This is a genomic window from Bacillus sp. JS (genome assembly GCF_000259365.1).
Taxonomy (GTDB): domain Bacteria; phylum Bacillota; class Bacilli; order Bacillales; family Bacillaceae; genus Bacillus; species Bacillus stercoris.
The window spans coordinates 2,062,490-2,081,932 of record NC_017743.1 but is presented as its reverse complement, the minus strand read 5'-3'; the positions used below and the strand labels follow the sequence as shown (position 1 = coordinate 2,081,932).

16 protein-coding genes, 1 pseudogene and 1 riboswitch are annotated in these 19,443 nt (G+C 42.9%); of the genes and pseudogenes, 9 read left to right on the top strand and 8 right to left on the bottom strand.

Annotated features, from left to right (window positions below):
• Positions 1-83: 83 nt before the first annotated feature.
• A complete protein-coding gene (locus MY9_RS10210; RefSeq protein WP_014664192.1) occupies positions 84-371 on the bottom strand; it encodes a YozQ family protein in 288 nt (95 codons plus the stop codon).
• A 43-nt stretch (positions 372-414) separates the two neighbouring features.
• Positions 415-540 carry a hypothetical protein gene (locus MY9_RS10205; protein WP_014664191.1) on the bottom strand — a complete coding sequence of 42 codons (126 nt, stop codon included), beginning with the start codon at positions 538-540 and terminating at the stop codon, positions 415-417.
• 275 nt (positions 541-815) lie between these two features.
• Between MY9_RS10205 and MY9_RS10200 the strand changes: the two genes are divergently transcribed.
• Positions 816-1,220, top strand: coding sequence for a UPF0715 family protein (locus tag MY9_RS10200; RefSeq protein ID WP_014664189.1), 405 nt, complete (start codon positions 816-818; stop codon positions 1,218-1,220).
• A 353-nt stretch (positions 1,221-1,573) separates the two neighbouring features.
• Here the strand turns inward: MY9_RS10200 and MY9_RS10195 are convergent, their stop codons facing one another.
• Together MY9_RS10195 and MY9_RS10190 are read right to left on the bottom strand one after the other, a co-directional pair.
• Positions 1,574-1,867 carry a hypothetical protein gene (locus MY9_RS10195; RefSeq protein WP_014664187.1) on the bottom strand — a complete coding sequence of 98 codons (294 nt, stop codon included), beginning with the start codon at positions 1,865-1,867 and terminating at the stop codon, positions 1,574-1,576.
• A gap of 103 nt (positions 1,868-1,970) precedes the next feature.
• Entirely contained in the window at positions 1,971-4,013 is a 2,043-nt protein-coding gene (locus MY9_RS10190; RefSeq protein ID WP_014664186.1) for a molybdopterin oxidoreductase family protein, read from the bottom strand.
• A 145-nt stretch (positions 4,014-4,158) separates the two neighbouring features.
• Positions 4,159-4,250, top strand: a riboswitch (SAM riboswitch).
• A gap of 95 nt (positions 4,251-4,345) precedes the next feature.
• On the opposite strand from MY9_RS10190, the gene MY9_RS10185 reads away from it, so the two are divergent.
• From MY9_RS10185 to MY9_RS10175, 3 genes are all read left to right on the top strand, one after another.
• Positions 4,346-5,380: a 2-hydroxyacid dehydrogenase gene (locus MY9_RS10185; protein ID WP_081483623.1), complete on the top strand. Its 1,035-nt coding sequence runs from the start codon at positions 4,346-4,348 to the stop codon at positions 5,378-5,380.
• Between the two features lie 4 nt (positions 5,381-5,384).
• On the top strand, positions 5,385-6,848 hold the full coding sequence (locus MY9_RS10180; RefSeq protein WP_014664184.1) for an FGGY-family carbohydrate kinase: 1,464 nt from the start codon (positions 5,385-5,387) through the stop codon (positions 6,846-6,848).
• A gap of 94 nt (positions 6,849-6,942) precedes the next feature.
• Positions 6,943-8,187, top strand: a complete 1,245-nt coding sequence (locus tag MY9_RS10175; protein WP_014664183.1) for an MFS transporter — start codon at positions 6,943-6,945, stop codon at positions 8,185-8,187.
• Between the two features lie 184 nt (positions 8,188-8,371).
• On the opposite strand, the gene MY9_RS10170 is transcribed toward MY9_RS10175, so the two are convergent.
• The 3 genes and pseudogenes from MY9_RS10170 to MY9_RS10160 form a co-directional block, all read right to left on the bottom strand.
• Complete coding sequence (locus MY9_RS10170) at positions 8,372-8,905, bottom strand: GNAT family N-acetyltransferase (protein WP_014664182.1); 534 nt, start codon at positions 8,903-8,905, stop codon at positions 8,372-8,374.
• 41 nt (positions 8,906-8,946) lie between these two features.
• Positions 8,947-9,718, bottom strand: a pseudogene (locus MY9_RS10165) (hypothetical protein).
• A 69-nt stretch (positions 9,719-9,787) separates the two neighbouring features.
• A complete protein-coding gene (locus tag MY9_RS10160; RefSeq protein WP_014664180.1) occupies positions 9,788-10,093 on the bottom strand; it encodes a DUF948 domain-containing protein in 306 nt (101 codons plus the stop codon).
• A gap of 152 nt (positions 10,094-10,245) precedes the next feature.
• Between MY9_RS10160 and MY9_RS10155 the strand changes: the two genes are divergently transcribed.
• From MY9_RS10155 to proB, 4 genes are all read left to right on the top strand, one after another.
• Positions 10,246-10,962, top strand: coding sequence for a 3-ketoacyl-ACP reductase (locus tag MY9_RS10155; RefSeq protein WP_040082991.1), 717 nt, complete (start codon positions 10,246-10,248; stop codon positions 10,960-10,962).
• Between the two features lie 289 nt (positions 10,963-11,251).
• The gene (gene rtp / locus MY9_RS10150) at positions 11,252-11,620 is read left to right on the top strand and encodes a replication termination protein (protein ID WP_003220337.1); all 369 of its coding nucleotides are present in this window, start codon (positions 11,252-11,254) and stop codon (positions 11,618-11,620) included.
• 147 nt (positions 11,621-11,767) lie between these two features.
• Positions 11,768-12,661 carry a pyrroline-5-carboxylate reductase gene (proC, locus tag MY9_RS10145; RefSeq protein ID WP_010886524.1) on the top strand — a complete coding sequence of 298 codons (894 nt, stop codon included), beginning with the start codon at positions 11,768-11,770 and terminating at the stop codon, positions 12,659-12,661.
• The gene (proB, locus tag MY9_RS10140; RefSeq protein ID WP_014664179.1) at positions 12,658-13,773 is read left to right on the top strand and encodes a glutamate 5-kinase; all 1,116 of its coding nucleotides are present in this window, start codon (positions 12,658-12,660) and stop codon (positions 13,771-13,773) included. Before proC ends, proB begins: the two co-directional genes overlap by 4 nt.
• A gap of 49 nt (positions 13,774-13,822) precedes the next feature.
• On the opposite strand, the gene gltC is transcribed toward proB, so the two are convergent.
• A complete protein-coding gene (gene gltC, locus MY9_RS10135; protein WP_014664178.1) occupies positions 13,823-14,725 on the bottom strand; it encodes a glutamate biosynthesis transcriptional regulator GltC in 903 nt (300 codons plus the stop codon).
• Between the two features lie 146 nt (positions 14,726-14,871).
• Here gltC and gltB point away from each other — a divergent pair, with 146 nt between their 5' ends.
• Positions 14,872-19,431: a glutamate synthase large subunit gene (gltB, locus tag MY9_RS10130; RefSeq protein WP_014664177.1), complete on the top strand. Its 4,560-nt coding sequence runs from the start codon at positions 14,872-14,874 to the stop codon at positions 19,429-19,431.
• The last annotated feature ends 12 nt before the right edge of the window (positions 19,432-19,443 follow it).

The window sequence follows — 19,443 nt, the reverse complement described above, 5'->3', positions numbered from 1 at the left end:
TGAGGTGGGGTTTTACTGCCTTTATTGAGATTGTTTCTAAAAACGGAACCGGCTTTTTTCTCAAGCTCGTTCCGTTTGAATGACTAGTCCAAGTTTTGATCGATCGTCCCTTCAAAATAGTCATCGCTGACTTGTTCATGAGTTTCAGCCAATCCTTTTTCTAATTGTGTGGTCCCTTTATAATCTGAGGGCTCAAAGGATTTCCCGGCTACACCCGTTGTGTCATTTATGTTTTCTTTGTTATGAGTTTGTGTTTCAGTGTTTTCTGTCTCAGCATTGCTGCTTACAGATTGCTGAAAATTATATTCCTTGTCTATTGAAGAAAATCTTTTATAATCATCAGGTCTGTCGGCTCCGTTTTTTTGAGTCACTTTACTTCCTCCAGATTATTGAAATTTTAATGAGGGCAAGAACTTATTTCGTTCTTTTAGGATCAGAAGAACCATGTTTTTTAGGATCATCTGCTTTAAAAGCTGTCTCAGTCTCATGGTCATTTTTTATTTGTTCAATACTTGAATTTTGAATTCCTTTTTGGCTCATAGGTTTCACTCCTTTACGAAAAGTGTTGAAATATCAACTCTTCTTATTTTGTCTGTTGATCAGGTATTCATTCGTTTTTTTCATTCGCGATTTGGACAATCAGGAGAGGCATCTCCATGCCAATCGTATTATTTAATAAAAAGCCGGCATTTTTGAAACTTTTTATCATCGCATTGCGTATGGCAGTGGGGGAAGACATCTCGATAAAAGAAATGCAAAGGTTGTGAATGTATACTAACAGCACTGTGAATAAATCAAACAAGGGGGGTGAAAAAATGAAAAAAATCGCAGCATATTATCTAATGACATTAGGGCTATCCAGCCTTACGTTTGGTTTGTTTTTCGGGCTATATTCTTTCGTTATGTATGGCGATATGATAATTGCATTGTTTACAGCAGCAATTGCTTTATTATACGGTTTTATGATGTATGGCCTTTTTGCTGTTCCGCTGCAAATGATGTTGCAGAAAAAAGCGAGAACATTCAATGTCATGTATTTATTGATTTACAGTGTGATTGCTTTTATCGTAGCTTTCCTGTTATTTTTTATTGGTGAACCTGCGTCAATAGCATGGACATTGCAATCGTATATTTATTATCTGTTAAGTATTACAGCTGCAGTGATTTACTGGTTCTGGGATTCTCTGATCTTTTATAAACGTACAGCTTCGGGCGTATAAAGCAAATCAGAGAAACTGAAGTCGAATATGAAAAAAGTCGGGGATTCATTAAAAATTGAGGATATTGCATTTACATTGCTGCGTGAACCTAAAAGTTTTAGGATAAAGGCCCAGTATGGAAGGGCATAATGAGAGCACATATTCAATCCGAATAGGTTTTCTAAGTTTTTACGATACATACGTTCATCAAGATGAAACGTCATCAATCAAAGAGAATATAAAATCTATTGTAGTGGAACGGACATTTTGTCCTGTTTGAGGAAAGAAATTGATGGGGTTAATCGTTTTAACATCGCTTATGGCAAAGGGCTAAACTAAACTGAGGAGAGCATTGCGCTCTCCTCAGTTTTTCTTTATTCACCCTGCTGTTTTTCAACTAATGTGAATGTCCATTCTTTTAACATCTGTTTCTGTACATATCTTTTTCCGTTTATTTCGATGTAAGGGATGTCTTTCATATCTCCGGCTAACTGTTTAGCCTCAGCTGTAGTAATTCCTAAAAAATGTCCGATGTAAAAGTGAATATCTCGTTCTTTTATAAGATAGGTATCACTTTTTTCATATGCTTTTGGATGGTTCATTTGCTTTAAGCCTTCACCGATAAAATAGCCAGCCAAAGCAATACCGATTCCTAAAAAAACGTCCATATGCATGCCTCCATTATGTCAATGTTATGATATACGGGCTTGGCATGCTCCGGGTTTCATTAAATTTGAAAGAAAACAGCCAAAACGAATACTGGCTGTTTTTTCAAACCTTTTCAATCTGTACACGGCCTGAAAAAAAGGTGGCGCCGCCTCCCATATCGGACAGCCGGTCTGGGGTTAGCGCGTTTACAAGCTGTTTTTTTCCTTGCTCATCTGCCCATAATCCTTGGCTGACAACGACACCTGGCAGCACTTGTTCTCCGACTGATGCGGTCAGCTCACATTCTCCCCGGCTGTTCCAAACTCGTACAGGAGCCCCATCAACGATTCCATGTTCTTCAGCATCTTTTGTGTTGATAAAGAGCTTTGGCGTCTTTTCGAGCTTGATGTGTTTTTCATTGTTTGAAAACGTTGAGTTTAAGAAATTATGGTTTGGCGCCGGAACATACATAAAAGGATGTTCATTATCGGTTACAAGAGGCGTAAATGTCGGTAAAGCCGGGAAGCCAGCTTGTTTCATTTGTTCTGAATATAATTCTATTTTTCCGCTTGGCGTTGGAAGTTTGCCAGGAAACAGCGGTTTATCGCGTTTCGCTTTCATAAATGAATGCTTAGTAAGTGAATCGTAATTAATCTCTGCCAAATGCGGATTATCTGGATGGTCAAGCGCTTGGCGGATTAATTCTTCATCTGAATCCTTGAGTTCCTGGTCTGTGAATCCCATTGCTTCAGCCAGTAATCGGAACACCTCAGTATTAGACTTGCTTTCTCCATAGTTCTCAATCACCGGCTGCTGAAGCTGAATGTAATGGTGCCAGTAGGAGGTATAAAAATCAGTGTTCTCAAAAGCGGATGTTGCAGGCAGTACAATGTCCGCATATGCAGCCGTTTCCGTTAAAAACAAATCATGAACTACAGTAAACAAGTCTTCCCGCAGCAAGCCTTGTCTGACTTTGTTTGCTTGCGGCGCAACGACGGCAGGGTTTGTTCCGTAAATAAAAAGAGAGCGGATAGGCGGATCTGTTTCCAAAAGCACCTTGCCAAGCTGATTCATATTAAACGACCTCGGTGTGCGTCCTTTCAATAAGTCGGGCCGCTGCAAGGCATTTGTGTTATATTCTAAAATTCCGCTGTTATGCTTAATTGCGCCGCCTCCCGTGTGCAGCCATTGGCCGGTGATCGCCGGAAGACAGGCAATCGTCCTTACAATCATCCCGCCGTTATCGTGATGCTGGATTCCATTTCCGATTCTGATAAAAGAAGGGGAGACTTTCCCATACATTCTTGCCAGCTGATAAATATCTTCAGTGCTGATCCCGGTGATCATTGATACCTTTTCCGGACTATACTGTTTCACGTGTTCACGGAGCTTGTCGTAGCCGACCGTGTATTCAGACAGGAATGCTTCATCGTGAAGATTTTCTTTAAATAAAATGTGCATGATGCCAAGAGCAAGTGCGCTGTCAGTTCCCGGCTTTATTGGAATAAACCAATCTGCAAGACGCCCTGTCTGATTTTTATGTACATCGATCACGACAATTTTGGCACCTTTTTTTCGCGCTTTTTGGGCGATTGTAATTTGGTGCATGTTTGTGCTGACAGCGTTATTTCCCCAAAAAATAAATAGTTTTGTATGAATGGTTTCCTCAGGATCGATTCCAGCACTAATACCCATCGTATATTTATAGCCTTCAGATCCCGCTTTGCTGCAAATCGTCCGTTCAAGCTGGCTTGATCCCATGCGGTAAAAAAAGCGGCGGTCCATTCCTTCAGCTGTCAATTTCCCCATATTTCCGTAAAAGCTGTATGGAAGTATGCTTTCAGCTCCCTCTTCATCAATCAGCTGCTTCCAGCGGGAGGTGATCGTATCAATCGCTTCTTCCCAAGAAATCGGTTCAAATATCGCTTGGCCTTTCGCGCCTGTCCGTTTAAGCGGTGTAGTCAGCCGCTTTTCATCATAGATGCGCTCCGTCATGTTTCGGACTTTGTTGCATATGTTTCCAGCTGTGACAGGATGATCGGGATCTCCCTGCACTTTCACGATTTTTCCGTCTTTTTTATGTACTAATAATCCGCACTGATCCGGGCAGTCCAGCGAGCAAACGGATTTAAAAATGCCGTTTTGTTGTGTGGCAAAAGATTTCATGGCCCAGTTCCTCTCTAGTTAGATATTTTGTAAGAATTATAACATTTCGGATGATAACGTCAATTCTGAAAAAAGAGATTGACATCAATCTGAGACTTCTTTATGATAAACGTATTCTTAATTCTGAAAATTACATACTCAACATTTTCTATCCAGAGAGGTGGAGGGACTGGCCCTATGAAACCTCGGCAACATTATTGTGCCAATTCCAGCAAGCGTCAGCTTGAAAGATAGGAAAGCAAGGTTTATACCGGCGTCTGCCTGTAACAGAACGCGCCCATATATGAATCTCTTTCCATCTTCGGAAAGAGATTTTTTTATGAGAAAATACGATGAAAAGGATGTTTTGCACCATGACGGTTTTGGTTACAGCGCCGTACAACGAAGAAGGGCGAAAAGAGCTTGAAAACTTGTTTGGCTCAGTTATTTATCAATCTTGGAAAGAACAAGGCCGGGCATATCGGGAGGATGAACTCATTCATCTGCTAAAGGCAACAAATGCGACAGGTTTGATTACTGAGCTTGATCAGGTAACAGACAGCGTATTTGCTTCTGTTCCCGAACTTTCATTTGTCGGTGTTTGCAGGGGAATGCCCTCCAATGTGGATGTGGCAGCTGCTTCAAAAAGGGGTATACCTGTTTTTTATACACCAGGGCGGAATGCACAAGCCGTTGCCGAAATGTTTATTGGAAATGTGATTTCCTTTCTCCGTCATACCAGCGCCTCGAATCAATGGCTGAAGGATGGAAAGTGGAAAAGTGATTACCTGCAGGCTTATGTCAAATTTAAAGGAAATGAGCTAACAGGAAAAACGGTTGGCATGATTGGGTTCGGCGCGGTTGGCCAAAGGATTGCAAAACTGCTGACTGCGTTTGACTGTAAAATAAAGTATTACGATCCATACATTCTAGACGATCATCCGCTGTATGAAAAAGTAGCTCTTAAAACGGTGTTTTCAGACAGTGATATCGTTTCTGTCCATCTGCCTCGCACTGAGGAAACACTTGGACTGATAGATCGGCAATATTTTGATTTGATGAAAGAGAGTGCGATTTTCGTCAATACTTCAAGAGCAGTTGTCGTAAACCGTGAAGATCTTTTATCTGTATTAAAAGAACATAAAATCAGAGGTGCGGTACTAGACGTTTTTTATCATGAACCTCCAGAGGAATCAGATTATGAATTGATCTCATTGCCTAATGTTCTGGCAACACCGCATCTCGCTGGAGCAACCTTTGAAGTAGAGGATCATCACGTGTCGATCATGAATGGTGCCCTCAAAAAGTGGAAGGTTGAAAAAATTCCCAATATTCCGACATTGTATAACAAAGACAAACTGAGAACAGAGGTAAAGAAAAGAGGTTAACAGAATGAAAAAACAAAAAGGCTATCTCGTTTTCGATATCGGCACAGGCAATGCGAGGGTAGCGGTCGTGAGTGTCTCAGGCATTGTTCAAACGGTTGAACGGGAGGACATCGAGTATTCCACTGAGACGCTTTACCCGGACAGCCGTTATTTTTCTCCTCAGATACTGTGGAAGCAAGTAATGAGGTTGGCAAAACGTGCGCTATCCCGTTCGCGTGATATTGACATCATTGGGTTGACATCGACGAGTCAAAGACAGGGGATTGTTCTGATCGATCAAAACGGTGACTCTTTTCTCGGGCTGCCGAACATAGATAACCGTGGCCGAGAGTGGGAGGAGAGCATTCCCGATCGGGAAGAGATATACAGCCGTACAGGCCGTCTGCCGACTGCGCTTTTTTCTGCGCTCAAGCTTTATGGTTTGAAGCAGCGCCAGCCTTCTTTATGGGAAAAGACTGCAAGTTTTACAAGCATCAGTGATTGGGTGACATACCAACTGAGCGGAATCCTAACATATGAACCATCGCAGGCAACAGAAACGCTGCTGTTTGATGTGAAGCACAATACTTGGTCAGAAGAGATGTGCGACATATTCGGCTTTTCTCCATCTCTCCTTCCGCCTCTTGTAAGAGCGGGAACAGCAATTGGAACAATAGCAAATGAATATGCAGCCGAATTAGGTCTTTCAATAAATGCTAAGGTAATAACTGGGGGCGGGGATACACAGCTAGCTGTGAAAAGCACAGGAGCTGGACTTGGGGACATTGTCATCGTATCAGGGACAACAACGCCAATAACCAAAATTACTGCGGATCATGGCGACACAAAACATAAAGCCTGGCTGAACTGCCATACAGATCAAGGGCATTGGCTAGTAGAAACGAATCCGGGAATTACCGGTCTGAATTATCAAAAATTAAAACAGATTTTCTATCCGAATGAATCGTACGACGTAATGGAGGAGGAAATTTTTGCACTTGCAAAAGAAGACAATGCGTGTGTAGCGGCTCTCGGCTCTTATTTATCAGCTGAAAAGAATGCATTGACGAGAGGCGGTTTTCTTTTTGACACTCCGCTTTCAGCAGATTTAAAGAGGGCACATTTTGTACGTGCGGCGCTAGAAGAGATCGCATTTTCAATCAAATGGAATTTTGACATTTTAACAGAGGTTACTCCGTTTACACGTGACTATGTTTGGGTGTGTGGAGGGGGATTCCAAAGCAAAGCGCTCACGCAATATATCGCTGACCTTCTTCAGAAAAAAATCTATGTCAAAGAGGGATATCATCAGGCATCTGTCGTTGGTGCTGCAGTCATTTGCAATGAAACCTTTCAATTAACGGAGGAGATGTCAGCAAATGTCCGGGTGATCGAACCGAAGAGCTGTCAGACAGAATTGGCTTTATATGAGGAATGGAAGCAAACTCAGCGCTTTTTTTCAAGATCAGAAAGCAAAGTGTTGATATAAGGCGGCATATCCGGATGTTTTGAGGAATTGTCTAATTTTTAGCTTTAATAAGGTAATACGGTAATGGATATAAGCATCTAAGGAGGAAACAGATATGTTGGATAAAATCGGTATACCGAAGCGGCTTGCGTGGGGATTTTTAGGAGTTGTTTTGTTTATGATGGGAGACGGACTTGAACAAGGCTGGCTCAGCCCGTTTCTGACCGAAAACGGACTTACTGTTCAGCAATCCGCTTCAATTTTTAGCATTTACGGGATTGCGCTTGCCATAGCTTCCTGGTTTTCAGGTGTATGTCTCGAAGCATTTGGCGCAAAACGGACGATGTTTATGGGGCTGTTGTTTTATGTAATCGGTACAGCCGCCTTTATCGTGTTTGGGTTTGGACAGCTAAACCTCCCTGTGATGTATGTGACTTACTTCGTAAAAGGGTTAGGCTACCCGCTATTTGCTTATTCTTTCTTGACATGGGTCATTTACAGAACACCGCAAAACAGACTGAGCACTGCTGTCGGCTGGTTTTGGATTGCCTATTGCCTCGGCATGTTTGTATTCGGTGCTTGGTACTCAAGCTACGCGATCAAAGCGTTCGGTTATTTGAATACGCTTTGGAGCTCTATATTCTGGGTATGTCTAGGTGCATTCTTCGCATTGTTTATCAATAAAGACCGTTTTGAAAAAAAGAAAAGAAAACGATCAGAAACAGCCGAGGAGCTTTTAAAAGGGGTTACGATTCTATTTACAAATCCGCGCGTGCTTACCGGCGGAATCATCAGAATCATCAACAGCATTGGTACATATGGATTCCCAGTCTTTTTGCCGATGCACATGGCTCAGCACGGAATTTCAACCAATGTGTGGCTGCAAATTTGGGGAACCATTTTTCTGGGGAACATTGTGTTTAACCTTATCTTTGGAATTGTCGGCGATAAATTCGGCTGGAAAAATACTGTTATGTGGTTCGGCGGAGTCGGCTGCGGTATTTTCACCGTCTTATTATACTACGCACCGGTTTTCTCCGGCGGAAGTGTAGCGGTTGTCAGTGTGATCGGCTTTATTTGGGGAGGTTTGCTGGCAGGCTATGTGCCGATCGGTGCAATTGTGCCGACGGTGGCCGGAAAAGACAAAGGGGCAGCCATGTCTGTATTGAATTTGGCTGCAGGTTTATCAGCGTTTGTCGGTCCCGCGCTTGCTTGGTTGTTCATCGGCCTTGTCGGTGCGCAAGGCGTCGTCTGGATCTTTGCGGTTCTTTACCTTGCAAGTGCGGTCATGACGAAATGCATTCATATACCTGAAGAAAAAGCGGTAAAGGAGGAAACATCTCCTCAATATGCATCTTAATCAAAAAGCGTCCCTGTTTCAGGGGCGTTTTTTTATGATTTGTTCAGTCCATGCTTGGACGCTCATATTGACTATATTAAGAATTAGAGATGAAAACCTTAAATCGTGATGTCATACTTTGTACAGGTCATGAATCATTAGAGAAAAGGGAATGTACATACGGATTCGAGAGAATGCCGCCTGTTCATTCATTTGATGTTAAAATAGAATATACATTTGTATCGTTTGGAATTCCATTTTGATACATGTACTGTCTTAAAACGCCTTCTTTTTGAAATCCCATTTTTATAAGCAGACGATTTGATGCTTCATTTTGGGTAAATACAACTGCGCCAATACGCGTCAGGCCAAGGGAAGTAAACCCATAGGAGACAGCCTCTGAAATGGCTTCTGATGCAAAGCCGTTTCGCCAATGCGCCGGGGTGATTTCATAGCCGATCTCTGCACGCCTATGTTTTTGGGCCAGAGCGTGAAAGCCAATTGTTCCGATCAATTCTTTCGTGTCTTGTCTTTCTATTCCCCACCTTATACCGCGTTTTTCTTGATAGAGGGCGGCAAAGGTTTGAATCATTGAAATGGCCTGTTCTATAGATTCCATGTTTTCAAGTCCGTAATAGCGTGTCACTTCATGGTTTGAGAAACAAGCAAAAATGGCTTCCGCGTCCTGATCTGTCATTTGCCTAAGTGTAAGCCGCTCCGTTTCTAATACAGGAAACATTCAACCACTCCCCACGTTTGTTTCTGTTTATCATATCCCTTTTATTTCCTCTTTTCTATAGAAAAGAGGAAATGAGGAAGCAAAAGAATAAATTTGTCTTTCTAGTAGCTCTTTGTTTTTGGCGAATTGTTTTAAACGATGGCCGTTTGCGCCTGATGGGTGGGGAAAGCCGCTAAGGCAAATCAAATTCTGGAGTCTGTGTTGTCTGATCAATGTTTCACATACTGTTTCGGCGGCTTTTCCTAACGGAATCAGAAGAGCTGGCCCCGCCACATGATTGAGCTCCGCAGGGAAGTGATCAAAAGCATAGGTGCTTAGGATAGGAGAGCGAGTGATGGCCGGTTTGTATCCGGTATAGTTTTTTTGCTGGATAAAGACAGGATATTTAATAACGGAAGTTGTATGGAGCATATGCCGTAAGTCACCAAAAAGCTGCGCGGCGCTTTGAATGCCGAAAGCCTGTGGCAGCCCGCATAAATCCAGCATGGTAATAAGGTTATGCCTCATTGATCCGGAGAAACCCGCTGCTATTTTTGTGTCTACTGCCATTTGCTCAAGAGTCCCGCCTTGCCGCAGGCTTTCGGCGGCTGTTTCGTACGCTGTCTTCATCTGGGAAAAACCCGGCGTGATCCCGGCAATCACAAGTGAGGCATCCCGATTGATAAATTCATTATGAGGTGAATAGTAGATGGCAAGTTCGTTTTCTTGATGGAGACGAAATGGATCAGTAAGTAAATCGGACTTTGTAAGTGAAGAGGGAAGAAAATGTAGTTTCTCTGCGAACTCCTTTAAGCAGCTGCGGTTTATAATCATATGTAAGCCTCCTCGAAAAATGAGATCCCATTGTCCATTCTGATCGTAACAACGAGATCTCATTCATCTTTATCTGCTATTAAAATGTCCTGCCTGCCACACCTCTTTGACTGCTTGGGGAACTTCTTTCACTTCAGCTGCTGTCTGCTGAAACGCGTATTTTTTCATTTGGACATCATGCTGAATCTTCTTTTGTTTTTGCGTCAGCAGCTCTGCTTCTGTTTTTAATCCCTCGACTTGTTTTTGCATAGCCTGCGTAACAGAAGTGAGCTCCTTTAGCGCGGGGTCTATTTTTTTCTTGTTTTGGATCACATTAAACCCTAAAAATATGATAGAAATAGCCAATACTGCCAGACTGATATAAACAATAACCATATGTTCACTCCTTTTTTCTTTTGTCATTACCCTGTTTCCGCTTTTTTAATCCAAAGAAATGATGATTGCACAGTTCGTTTGATTTGCGTATTGGATATATTCTACTTATAATGTGATATCGTACATAGGTAAACAAAGAAAGGGTGCTTCAATTGCAAAGTTTACAAAATAAAACCGCTTTAATCACAGGCGGAGGCAGAGGGATCGGCCGCGCTACAGCTCTTGCTCTTGCGAAAGAAGGCGTAAATATTGGGTTAATCGGCCGGACTGCCGCTAATGTTGAAAAAGTGGCAGAAGAAGTCAAAGCGCTTGGTGTAAAAACTGCATTTGCTGCTGCAGATGTAAAAGATGCCGAGCAGGTTAACCAAGCCGTAGCTCAAGTGAAGGAACAGCTTGGTGATATCGATATTCTCATTAACAACGCCGGAATCAGCAAATTTGGCGGTTTTTTAGATCTATCAGCCGATGAATGGGAAAATATAATACAAGTCAACCTAATGGGGGTGTATCATGTGACTCGCGCGGTGCTTCCGGAAATGATCGAACGCAAAGCCGGAGACATCATTAATATTTCGTCTACAGCGGGTCAAAGAGGAGCTGCTGTAACAAGTGCTTATAGCGCTTCTAAATTTGCCGTTCTCGGGTTAACAGAGTCTCTTATGCAAGAAGTGAGAAAACATAATATCAGAGTCAGCGCGTTAACGCCGAGCACTGTCGCTAGTGATATGTCTATCGAATTGAACTTGACAGACGGTAATCCTGAAAAAGTGATGCAGCCTGAAGATCTTGCTGAATACATGGTGGCGCAATTGAAATTAGATCCTCGTATTTTCATCAAAACAGCGGGATTATGGTCAACAAATCCGTAAAAATGAGAACCTGTCTTTCGACAGGTTTTTTTATTTGAGTGAAATTCATACCGACATATGCAAATCTGAAAATCGTTTTAAATTGAAGCTGGCAGTGAATGTAGGCTATAATAGAACTAAGAAAACTATGTGCCAAATGTTCAACGACTTATTTATTTTCCGCTTCACCTATAATCAGTAACCATGAGATAACTCGACGATCAGTCTTTAATATAAGGAGGAAAACAATAAAAGAAAATTGAATATTTAGTACATAGTGTTGTCATTGACAGAAGAAGGAGTGCATATCATGAAAGAAGAAAAAAGGAGTTCAACCGGCTTTTTAGTGAAACAGCGTGCATTTTTGAAGCTTTATATGATAACAATGACAGAGCAAGAGAGACTCTATGGATTAAAGCTGCTTGAAGTACTTCGGTCTGAATTTAAAGAGATTGGTTTTAAACCAAATCATACAGAAGTATACCGGTCTTTACATGAGCTTCTTGATGACGGGATACTAAAACAAATTAAAGTAAAAAAAGAAGGGGCTAAGCTTCAGGAAGTCGTCCTCTATCAATTTAAAGATTACGAAGCTGCCAAACTATATAAAAAACAGCTGAAAGTTGAGCTGGACCGCTGTAAAAAACTGATTGAAAAAGCTCTCTCAGATAATTTTTAATAGAAACAAACACCCGGTACACACTGCTGCACCGGGTGTTTTCTGCTTTACATTATACATATTTGTCGAAAAGAAACAATACAAATCAATGATGACCTTCAAACTTGACATCATTTCCTCACGTGGTAACATTTAAAACGTGTGAAAATGCGAACAAAAAAGCGAACAAAGGAGATGTTACCGATCTTTGATCAAAAGAAAGTAGCCTTTATAGGAGCAGGATCTATGGCGGAAGGAATGATATCAGGTATCGTTCGTGCCAACAAAATCCCGAAACAAAACATCTGCGTTACAAACCGCAGCAATACAGAGCGATTAACTGAACTTGAACTTCAATATGGAATCAAAGGCGCCTTGCCGAACCAACTATGTATTGAAGACATGGATGTGCTCATTTTGGCAATGAAGCCAAAAGATGCCGAAAACGCTCTGTCATCACTAAAATCACGTATCCAACCCCATCAATTAATATTGTCGGTCCTTGCCGGCATAACCACCTCTTTTATTGAACAATCATTGCTTAATGAACAGCCGGTTGTCAGAGTGATGCCCAATACTTCCAGTATGATCGGCGCTTCTGCAACAGCGATTGCCCTTGGCAAGTATGTGTCAGAAGACTTGAAGAAACTGGCCGAAGCATTGCTCGGATGCATGGGCGAAGTCTATACAATCCAAGAAAATCAAATGGACATATTCACCGGAATTGCAGGCAGTGGTCCCGCGTACTTTTATTATTTAATGGAATTCATTGAAAAGACAGGTGAGGAAGCGGGTCTTGATAAACAGTTATCTCGAAGCATCGGTGCACAGACGCTATTAGGCGCAGCAAAAATGCTCATGGAGACAGGAGAACATCCCGAGATCTTGAGAGACAATATCACGTCACCGAACGGAACGACAGCGGCAGGGCTGCAAGCCTTGAAAAAGAGCGGCGGCGGAGAAGCGATTTCTCAAGCGATAAAGCATGCGGCTAAGCGTTCAAAGGAAATCAGCGAAGATATTGAAAAAACAGCAGCGCCGCTATCAGGAGTGATAAAGTGACGCCTGATACAAGCATAAAAAGAGTTGTTGTGAAGATTGGAAGCAGTTCATTAACAAGCCTTCATGGAGAAATCAGCATTCGAAAATTAGAAGCGTTGGTCGATCAGGTCGTCAAACTTAAAGACGCCGGATATGAAGTGATTTTGGTTTCCTCAGGCGCAGTGGCGGCGGGATATCGGAAGCTCGGATTTATCCAAAGACCCGAGAAGCTTCCAGAAAAACAAGCGTCAGCTTCAATCGGCCAGGGATTGCTGATGGAAGCTTATTCAAAACTATTTTTGGCACACGGCTATGTCGCATCCCAAATTTTAATTACGAGAAGCGATTTTTCTGATGAATATCGGTATAACAATGTCAGGAATACAATGAATGTGCTGCTCGAGCGCGGCATCATCCCGATCATAAACGAAAACGATACAGTTACAGTCAATCGGCTCAAGTTTGGCGACAATGATACGCTCGCAGCAAAAGTCGCTGGATTGATTGATGCAGATATGCTTGTGATTTTATCAGATATCGACGGATTATATGACGGCAATCCGCGCACAAATCCAGAAGCGAAAAGGATACAGCGAGTGAGTGAAATAACACCTGACATCGAAGCGTGCGCAGGTGACAGTGGGAGCGTTGTCGGAACCGGCGGCATGCGCTCTAAGCTTGATGCATTTAAAATCGTAATGGCTTCTGGCATTAAAGGTTTTCTTGGTCAGGCAGATGCCGGCGATATTTTATACCATGCTGTTCGTGAAGAGGCGGCAGGCACCTATTTTGAAGCAAAAGGAACGCTTCCGTTGAATCGAAAGGAACAATGGATCGCTTTTAATTCCGGTCCTGAAGGTGAAATGATTTTATCAGATGATTATTCACGAAAAATAACAAATGGGCAATCGAGCTTATACCTGGACGGTGTACAGAAGATTAAAGGAAAATTCAAAAGCGGTTCAGTTGTTCGGCTAATGGATTCACAAGGAACAGAAATCGGGCTTGGAATCGTTAATTATTCTTCTGTACAGCTTCAAGAACCAGAAAAGAAGAAAGAACTGATCAACAAAGCGCTAATTGATCAAGAAGCATTTGTTTGCCATGTGGATTTTACTTTGCCTGTTAATTAATTTGCAGCAAAAAACCCGAGCTTCTATAAAGAAGATCGGGTTCATTTTTTTATTGATACTGCTCCAGCTTAGAGAAGAATTGAATGACAAACTCATAAAAATCATTCGCAGAAGGCGCAAGCTCTCTATTTTTCGGTTTAATGATTCCGACAGTCCGTTTCACTTGAGGGAACTCAATTGGAATTTTCACAGTAAAACGAGGTGTTGTTTCAGCAAACGTACTTTCAGGCAGAAGGGTAACGCCCATTCCTGCGGACACTAATCCTTTGATAGCATCCAAATCCTCACCCTCCGTTGAAACGAGAGGAGCAAAGCCGGCTTGTTTGCAGGAATCGATTGCCATTTTTCTGAGTACAAATCCTTCCGGGAACAATACAAATTGATCGTTGCGCAAATCGATTAAATGAACCGTTTTTTGTTGAGCAAGCGGATGATTTAATGGAACAAGCGCGTAAATTTTTTCAGTGAATAAAATTTTTCCCGCTATATCAGAGAAATTCGTCGGCACCGGCCCTAATAAGGCTAGATCAATATCGCGGTTTCTGACAGCTTCGATCAGAAACTTATAGGAGCCTTGGCGCAGCAAAAATTCGACGTGCGGATATTCTTCCTTAAATGCTGAAATGACAGTCGGCAAAAGCTGGCTGGCGAGGCTCGTAGGAAAGCCGATCTTTACCGTTCCGCGGTGCGGGTCAAGATACTCATCAATTTGTTCTTTTGCATAATCAATGGCTTTCATTGCGGTCTTCACATGAATCAAAAATTCTTTCCCAATTGGCGTGAGTTTGATATTTCTCCCTTCACGCTCAAATAAGGTCACATTTAATTCCTCTTCAAGATTGGCAATTTGTCTGCTGATTGCTGATTGGGCCACATGCAAATGATCAGCAGCTTCTGAAACGTGTTCTCTTTCAGCCACCTCCATAAAATAACGCAGTTGGCGCAACTCCATGTTTGTCTCACATCCATCTATCTCAATTTGAGATTCTTTTGATCTAAATTATATATTGTTTATATCGTTTTGAAAACCTACAATGATTATAGAGTTGTTAGATTTTATGACCGGTATTATCGGAAATTGATCGGGGGAGAGGAATTATGACGTACAATCAAATGCCAAAAGCTCAAGGTCTCTACCGTCCTGAATTTGAACATGATGCATGCGGAATCGGCCTATACGCACACTTAAAGGGCAAGCAGACTCATGACATTGTCAAACAAGGACTTAAGATGCTTTGCCAACTGGACCATAGAGGAGGGCAAGGCAGTGATCCGGATACAGGAGACGGAGCCGGCTTACTGGTTCAAATCCCTGATGCTTTCTTTAGAAAAGAGTGCAAAGACATCAATCTGCCGGAAAAAGAACGTTATGGGGTAGGAATGGTCTTTTTCTCGCAGATAGAAGATGAAAGAAAAAAAATTGAAAAGCAAATCAATGCACTGATCGAACAAGAAGGCCAAGTCGTTCTTGGATGGAGAACTGTACCTGTAAATGTCGGAAAAATCGGAACAGTGGCACAAAAAAGCTGTCCGTTTGTCCGTCAGGTATTTATCGGCGCAAGCTCTGACCTAAAGGACAATTTATCTTTTGAACGAAAGTTGTATGTCATTCGTAAACAGGCTGAAAACTGGGGTGTAACGGAAGGTTTTGATTTTTATTTTGCCAGTCTTTCAAGCCAGACCATTGTTTACAAAGGCCTTTTAACACCTGAACAGGTTGATGCGTTTTATTCTGATCTGCAAGATGAAGCATTCGTTTCAGCTTTTGCGCTTGTTCATTCACGCTTCAGCACCAACACATTCCCTACCTGGGAAAGAGCGCATCCTAACCGCTATTTGGTTCACAACGGTGAAATTAACACCCTTCGCGGAAATATCAATTGGATGAGAGCACGTGAGCAGCAATTTGTATCTGAAAGCTTCGGTGAGGACTTAAATAAGATTTTGCCGATTCTCAATGCTGACGGCAGTGACTCTTCCATTTTAGATAACGCATTTGAGTTTTTTGTGATGGCTGGACGCAAACCGGCACATACAGCAATGATGCTCATTCCTGAACCTTGGACGGAAAATACGCATATGTCTAAGGAAAAAAGAGCGTTCTACGAGTACCATAGCTCTCTGATGGAGCCTTGGGACGGACCGACAGCCATTTCATTTACTGATGGAAAACAAATCGGCGCAATTCTTGACCGGAATGGTCTCCGTCCGGCCCGTTATTATGTCACAAAAGATGATTATATTATTTTCTCATCTGAAGTAGGCGTTATTGACGTTGAACAGGAGAACGTTTTATATAAAAACCGTCTTGAGCCTGGGAAAATGCTTTTAATTGACCTGGAAAGAGGCCGGATTATCTCCGATGAAGAAGTCAAAACACAAATTGCAACTGAATACCCGTACCAAAAATGGCTAGAAGAAGAGCTTGTCCAAGTGAATCCTGATCCGGAATCAAGAGAGGAAGAACAATTTACTGATCTTCTAACTCGCCAAAAGGCATTCGGATACACATATGAGGATATCCAAAAATATCTCATTCCTGTTATTAAAGAAGGCAAAGACCCCCTTGGTTCAATGGGGAATGACGCGCCGCTTGCTGTACTTTCCGATCGCGCGCAATCACTGTTTAACTACTTTAAGCAGCTGTTTGCACAAGTAACGAACCCGCCAATCGACGCGATTCGTGAGCAGCTTGTCACTTCAACGATGACATGGCTTGGTGCGGAAGGCGATCTTCTTCACCCAAGTGAACGAAACGTTCGCCGGATTAAACTGTATACACCTGTTTTATCCAATGAACAGTTTTACGCATTGAAAACGATTGTTCATCCTGATTTAAAAAGCCAAAAAATCGATGTGCTGTTTTCAGAGGATCTTGAACGCGGATTAAAGGACATGTTCACACAGGCAGAGAAAGCCATCAGTCAAGGCGTAAGCCTGTTAATTTTATCAGACAAAAAGATGAATGAGAGCTTGACACCAATTCCGCCGCTTCTGGCAGTAAGCGCGCTGCATCAGCACTTAATCCGCAAAGGGCTGCGTACGAAAGTCAGCATTATTGTGGAGTCGGGAGAAGCACGTGAAGTGCATCACTTTGCAGCATTAATCGGTTATGGCGCAGATGCGATTAACCCTTATCTCGCTTATGCGACCTATAAGCAGGAAATTGATGAAGGCCGTTTGGATATCAGCTATGAAGAAGCGGTCAGCAAATATGGAAAAAGCATTACTGAAGGCGTTGTAAAAGTCATGTCCAAAATGGGGATTTCAACCGTACAAAGCTACAGAGGCGCCCAAATTTTTGAAGCGGTAGGAATCAGCCGTGATGTGATCGACCGCTATTTCACAGGTACTGCATCACAGCTCGGAGGCATCGATATACAAACAATTGCAGAAGAGGCGCAGCGCCGTCACCGAGAAGCGTATCAGGATGATTACAGCAAAACGCTTGAACCGGGAAGTGACTTCCAATGGAGAAATGGCGGAGAGCATCATGCGTTTAACCCGAAAACGATTCATACCTTGCAATGGGCTTGCCGCAGAAATGATTACAATCTGTTTAAACAGTATACAAAAGCGGCAGATGAAGAACGCATCGGATTTTTGCGGAACTTGTTCGCATTTGACGGAAACCGCAAGCCTTTGAAGCTGGAAGAGGTTGAATCCGCTGAATCGATTGTCAAACGGTTTAAAACGGGTGCGATGTCATTTGGGTCCTTGAGTAAGGAAGCACACGAAGCTTTAGCCATCGCAATGAACCGTCTTGGAGGAAAAAGCAACAGCGGTGAAGGCGGAGAAGATCCAAAACGTTTTGTTCCAGATGTGAACGGCGATGATAGAAGAAGTGCGATCAAACAAATTGCATCAGGACGTTTCGGTGTCAAAAGCCATTACCTTGTCAATGCTGATGAGCTGCAGATTAAAATGGCTCAAGGCGCTAAGCCGGGTGAAGGCGGGCAGTTGCCTGGCAACAAAGTATATCCATGGGTTGCCGATGTCCGAGGGTCAACACCAGGTGTCGGTTTAATCTCACCTCCTCCTCACCATGACATTTATTCAATTGAGGATTTAGCGCAGCTGATCCACGACTTGAAAAATGCCAACCGTGACGCACGAATCAGCGTAAAGCTGGTATCAAAAGCAGGCGTAGGCACAATTGCTGCAGGTGTGGCCAAAGCGACTGCAGATGTCATTGTGATCAGCGGCTACGATGGAGGTACAGGTGCTTCTCCGAAAACCAGTATTAAACATACAGGGCTGCCATGGGAACTTGGTCTTGCAGAAGCACATCAAACATTAATGCTTAACGGCCTTCGTGACCGTGTTGTATTAGAAACGGATGGAAAGCTCATGACGGGCCGCGACGTTGTGATGGCTGCCTTGCTCGGTGCAGAAGAATTTGGTTTCGCAACGGCTCCGTTAGTTGTACTCGGCTGTGTCATGATGCGTGCCTGCCATTTAGATACATGCCCTGTCGGTGTAGCCACACAAAACCCAGAGCTTCGCAAAAAGTTCATGGGGGATCCCGACCATATTGTGAACTATATGCTGTTCATTGCTGAAGAAGTTCGTGAGTACATGGCCGCGTTAGGCTTCAAGACATTTGATGAAATGATCGGCCGCACTGATGCACTTCATGTAAGTGAACGGGCGAAGGGGCACTGGAAAGCAAGCCAGCTAGATTTGTCTACACTTCTTTATCAGCCTGAGGGCGTACGGACGTTCCAATCACCGCAAAATCATAAAATTGATCAATCGCTTGATATCACAACGATTCTCCCGGCTGTACAAGAAGCCATCGAATCTGGAAAAGAAGCTGATATATCGATTGAAATCAATAATACAAACCGTGTAGCCGGAACGATAACCGGCAGTGAGATCTCTAAGCGCTACGGAGAAGAAGGGCTTCCTGAAGATACGATCAAGCTGCACTTTACTGGATCAGCCGGCCAAAGCTTTGGAGCTTTCGTTCCTAAAGGAATGACACTTTATTTGGACGGAGACTCAAATGATTACGTCGGAAAAGGGCTTTCTGGCGGAAAAATCATCGTCAAGTCACCAGAAGAATTCAACTCTGCTTCGGATGACAATGTCATTATCGGCAACGTTGCTTTTTACGGTGCCACAAGCGGAGAAGCATATATTAACGGACGTGCTGGTGAACGCTTTGCCGTTCGGAACAGCGGTGTGAACGTTGTTGTAGAAGGCATCGGCGACCACGGGTGTGAATACATGACTGGCGGCAGCGTTGTCGTTCTCGGTGATGTAGGCAAAAACTTTGCGGCAGGTATGTCCGGCGGAATCGCTTATGTATTGGCTGAAGATGCCAAAGCCTTTAAACGCAAATGCAACCTTGAGATGATTTTATTTGAATCATTAGAGGATGAGAAAGAAATCCAGCAAATCAAAGCAATGCTTAAAAGACATGCTGCGTATACAAACAGCCAAAAAGCACAAGATCTGCTTGCTCAATGGGAAGACAGCGTGAAAAAATTCGTTAAAGTCATTCCGAAAAACTATAAACAAATGCTTGCGAGCATCGAAGAGCAAAAAGCTGCAGGTTTATCAGAAGAAGAAGCCATCATGTTCGCTTTTGAGGCCAACACGAAGCCAAAGCAGAATACAGCAGCTGGACAAAAACAAGCGGTAGTACAGTAAGGAAGGGGAGAG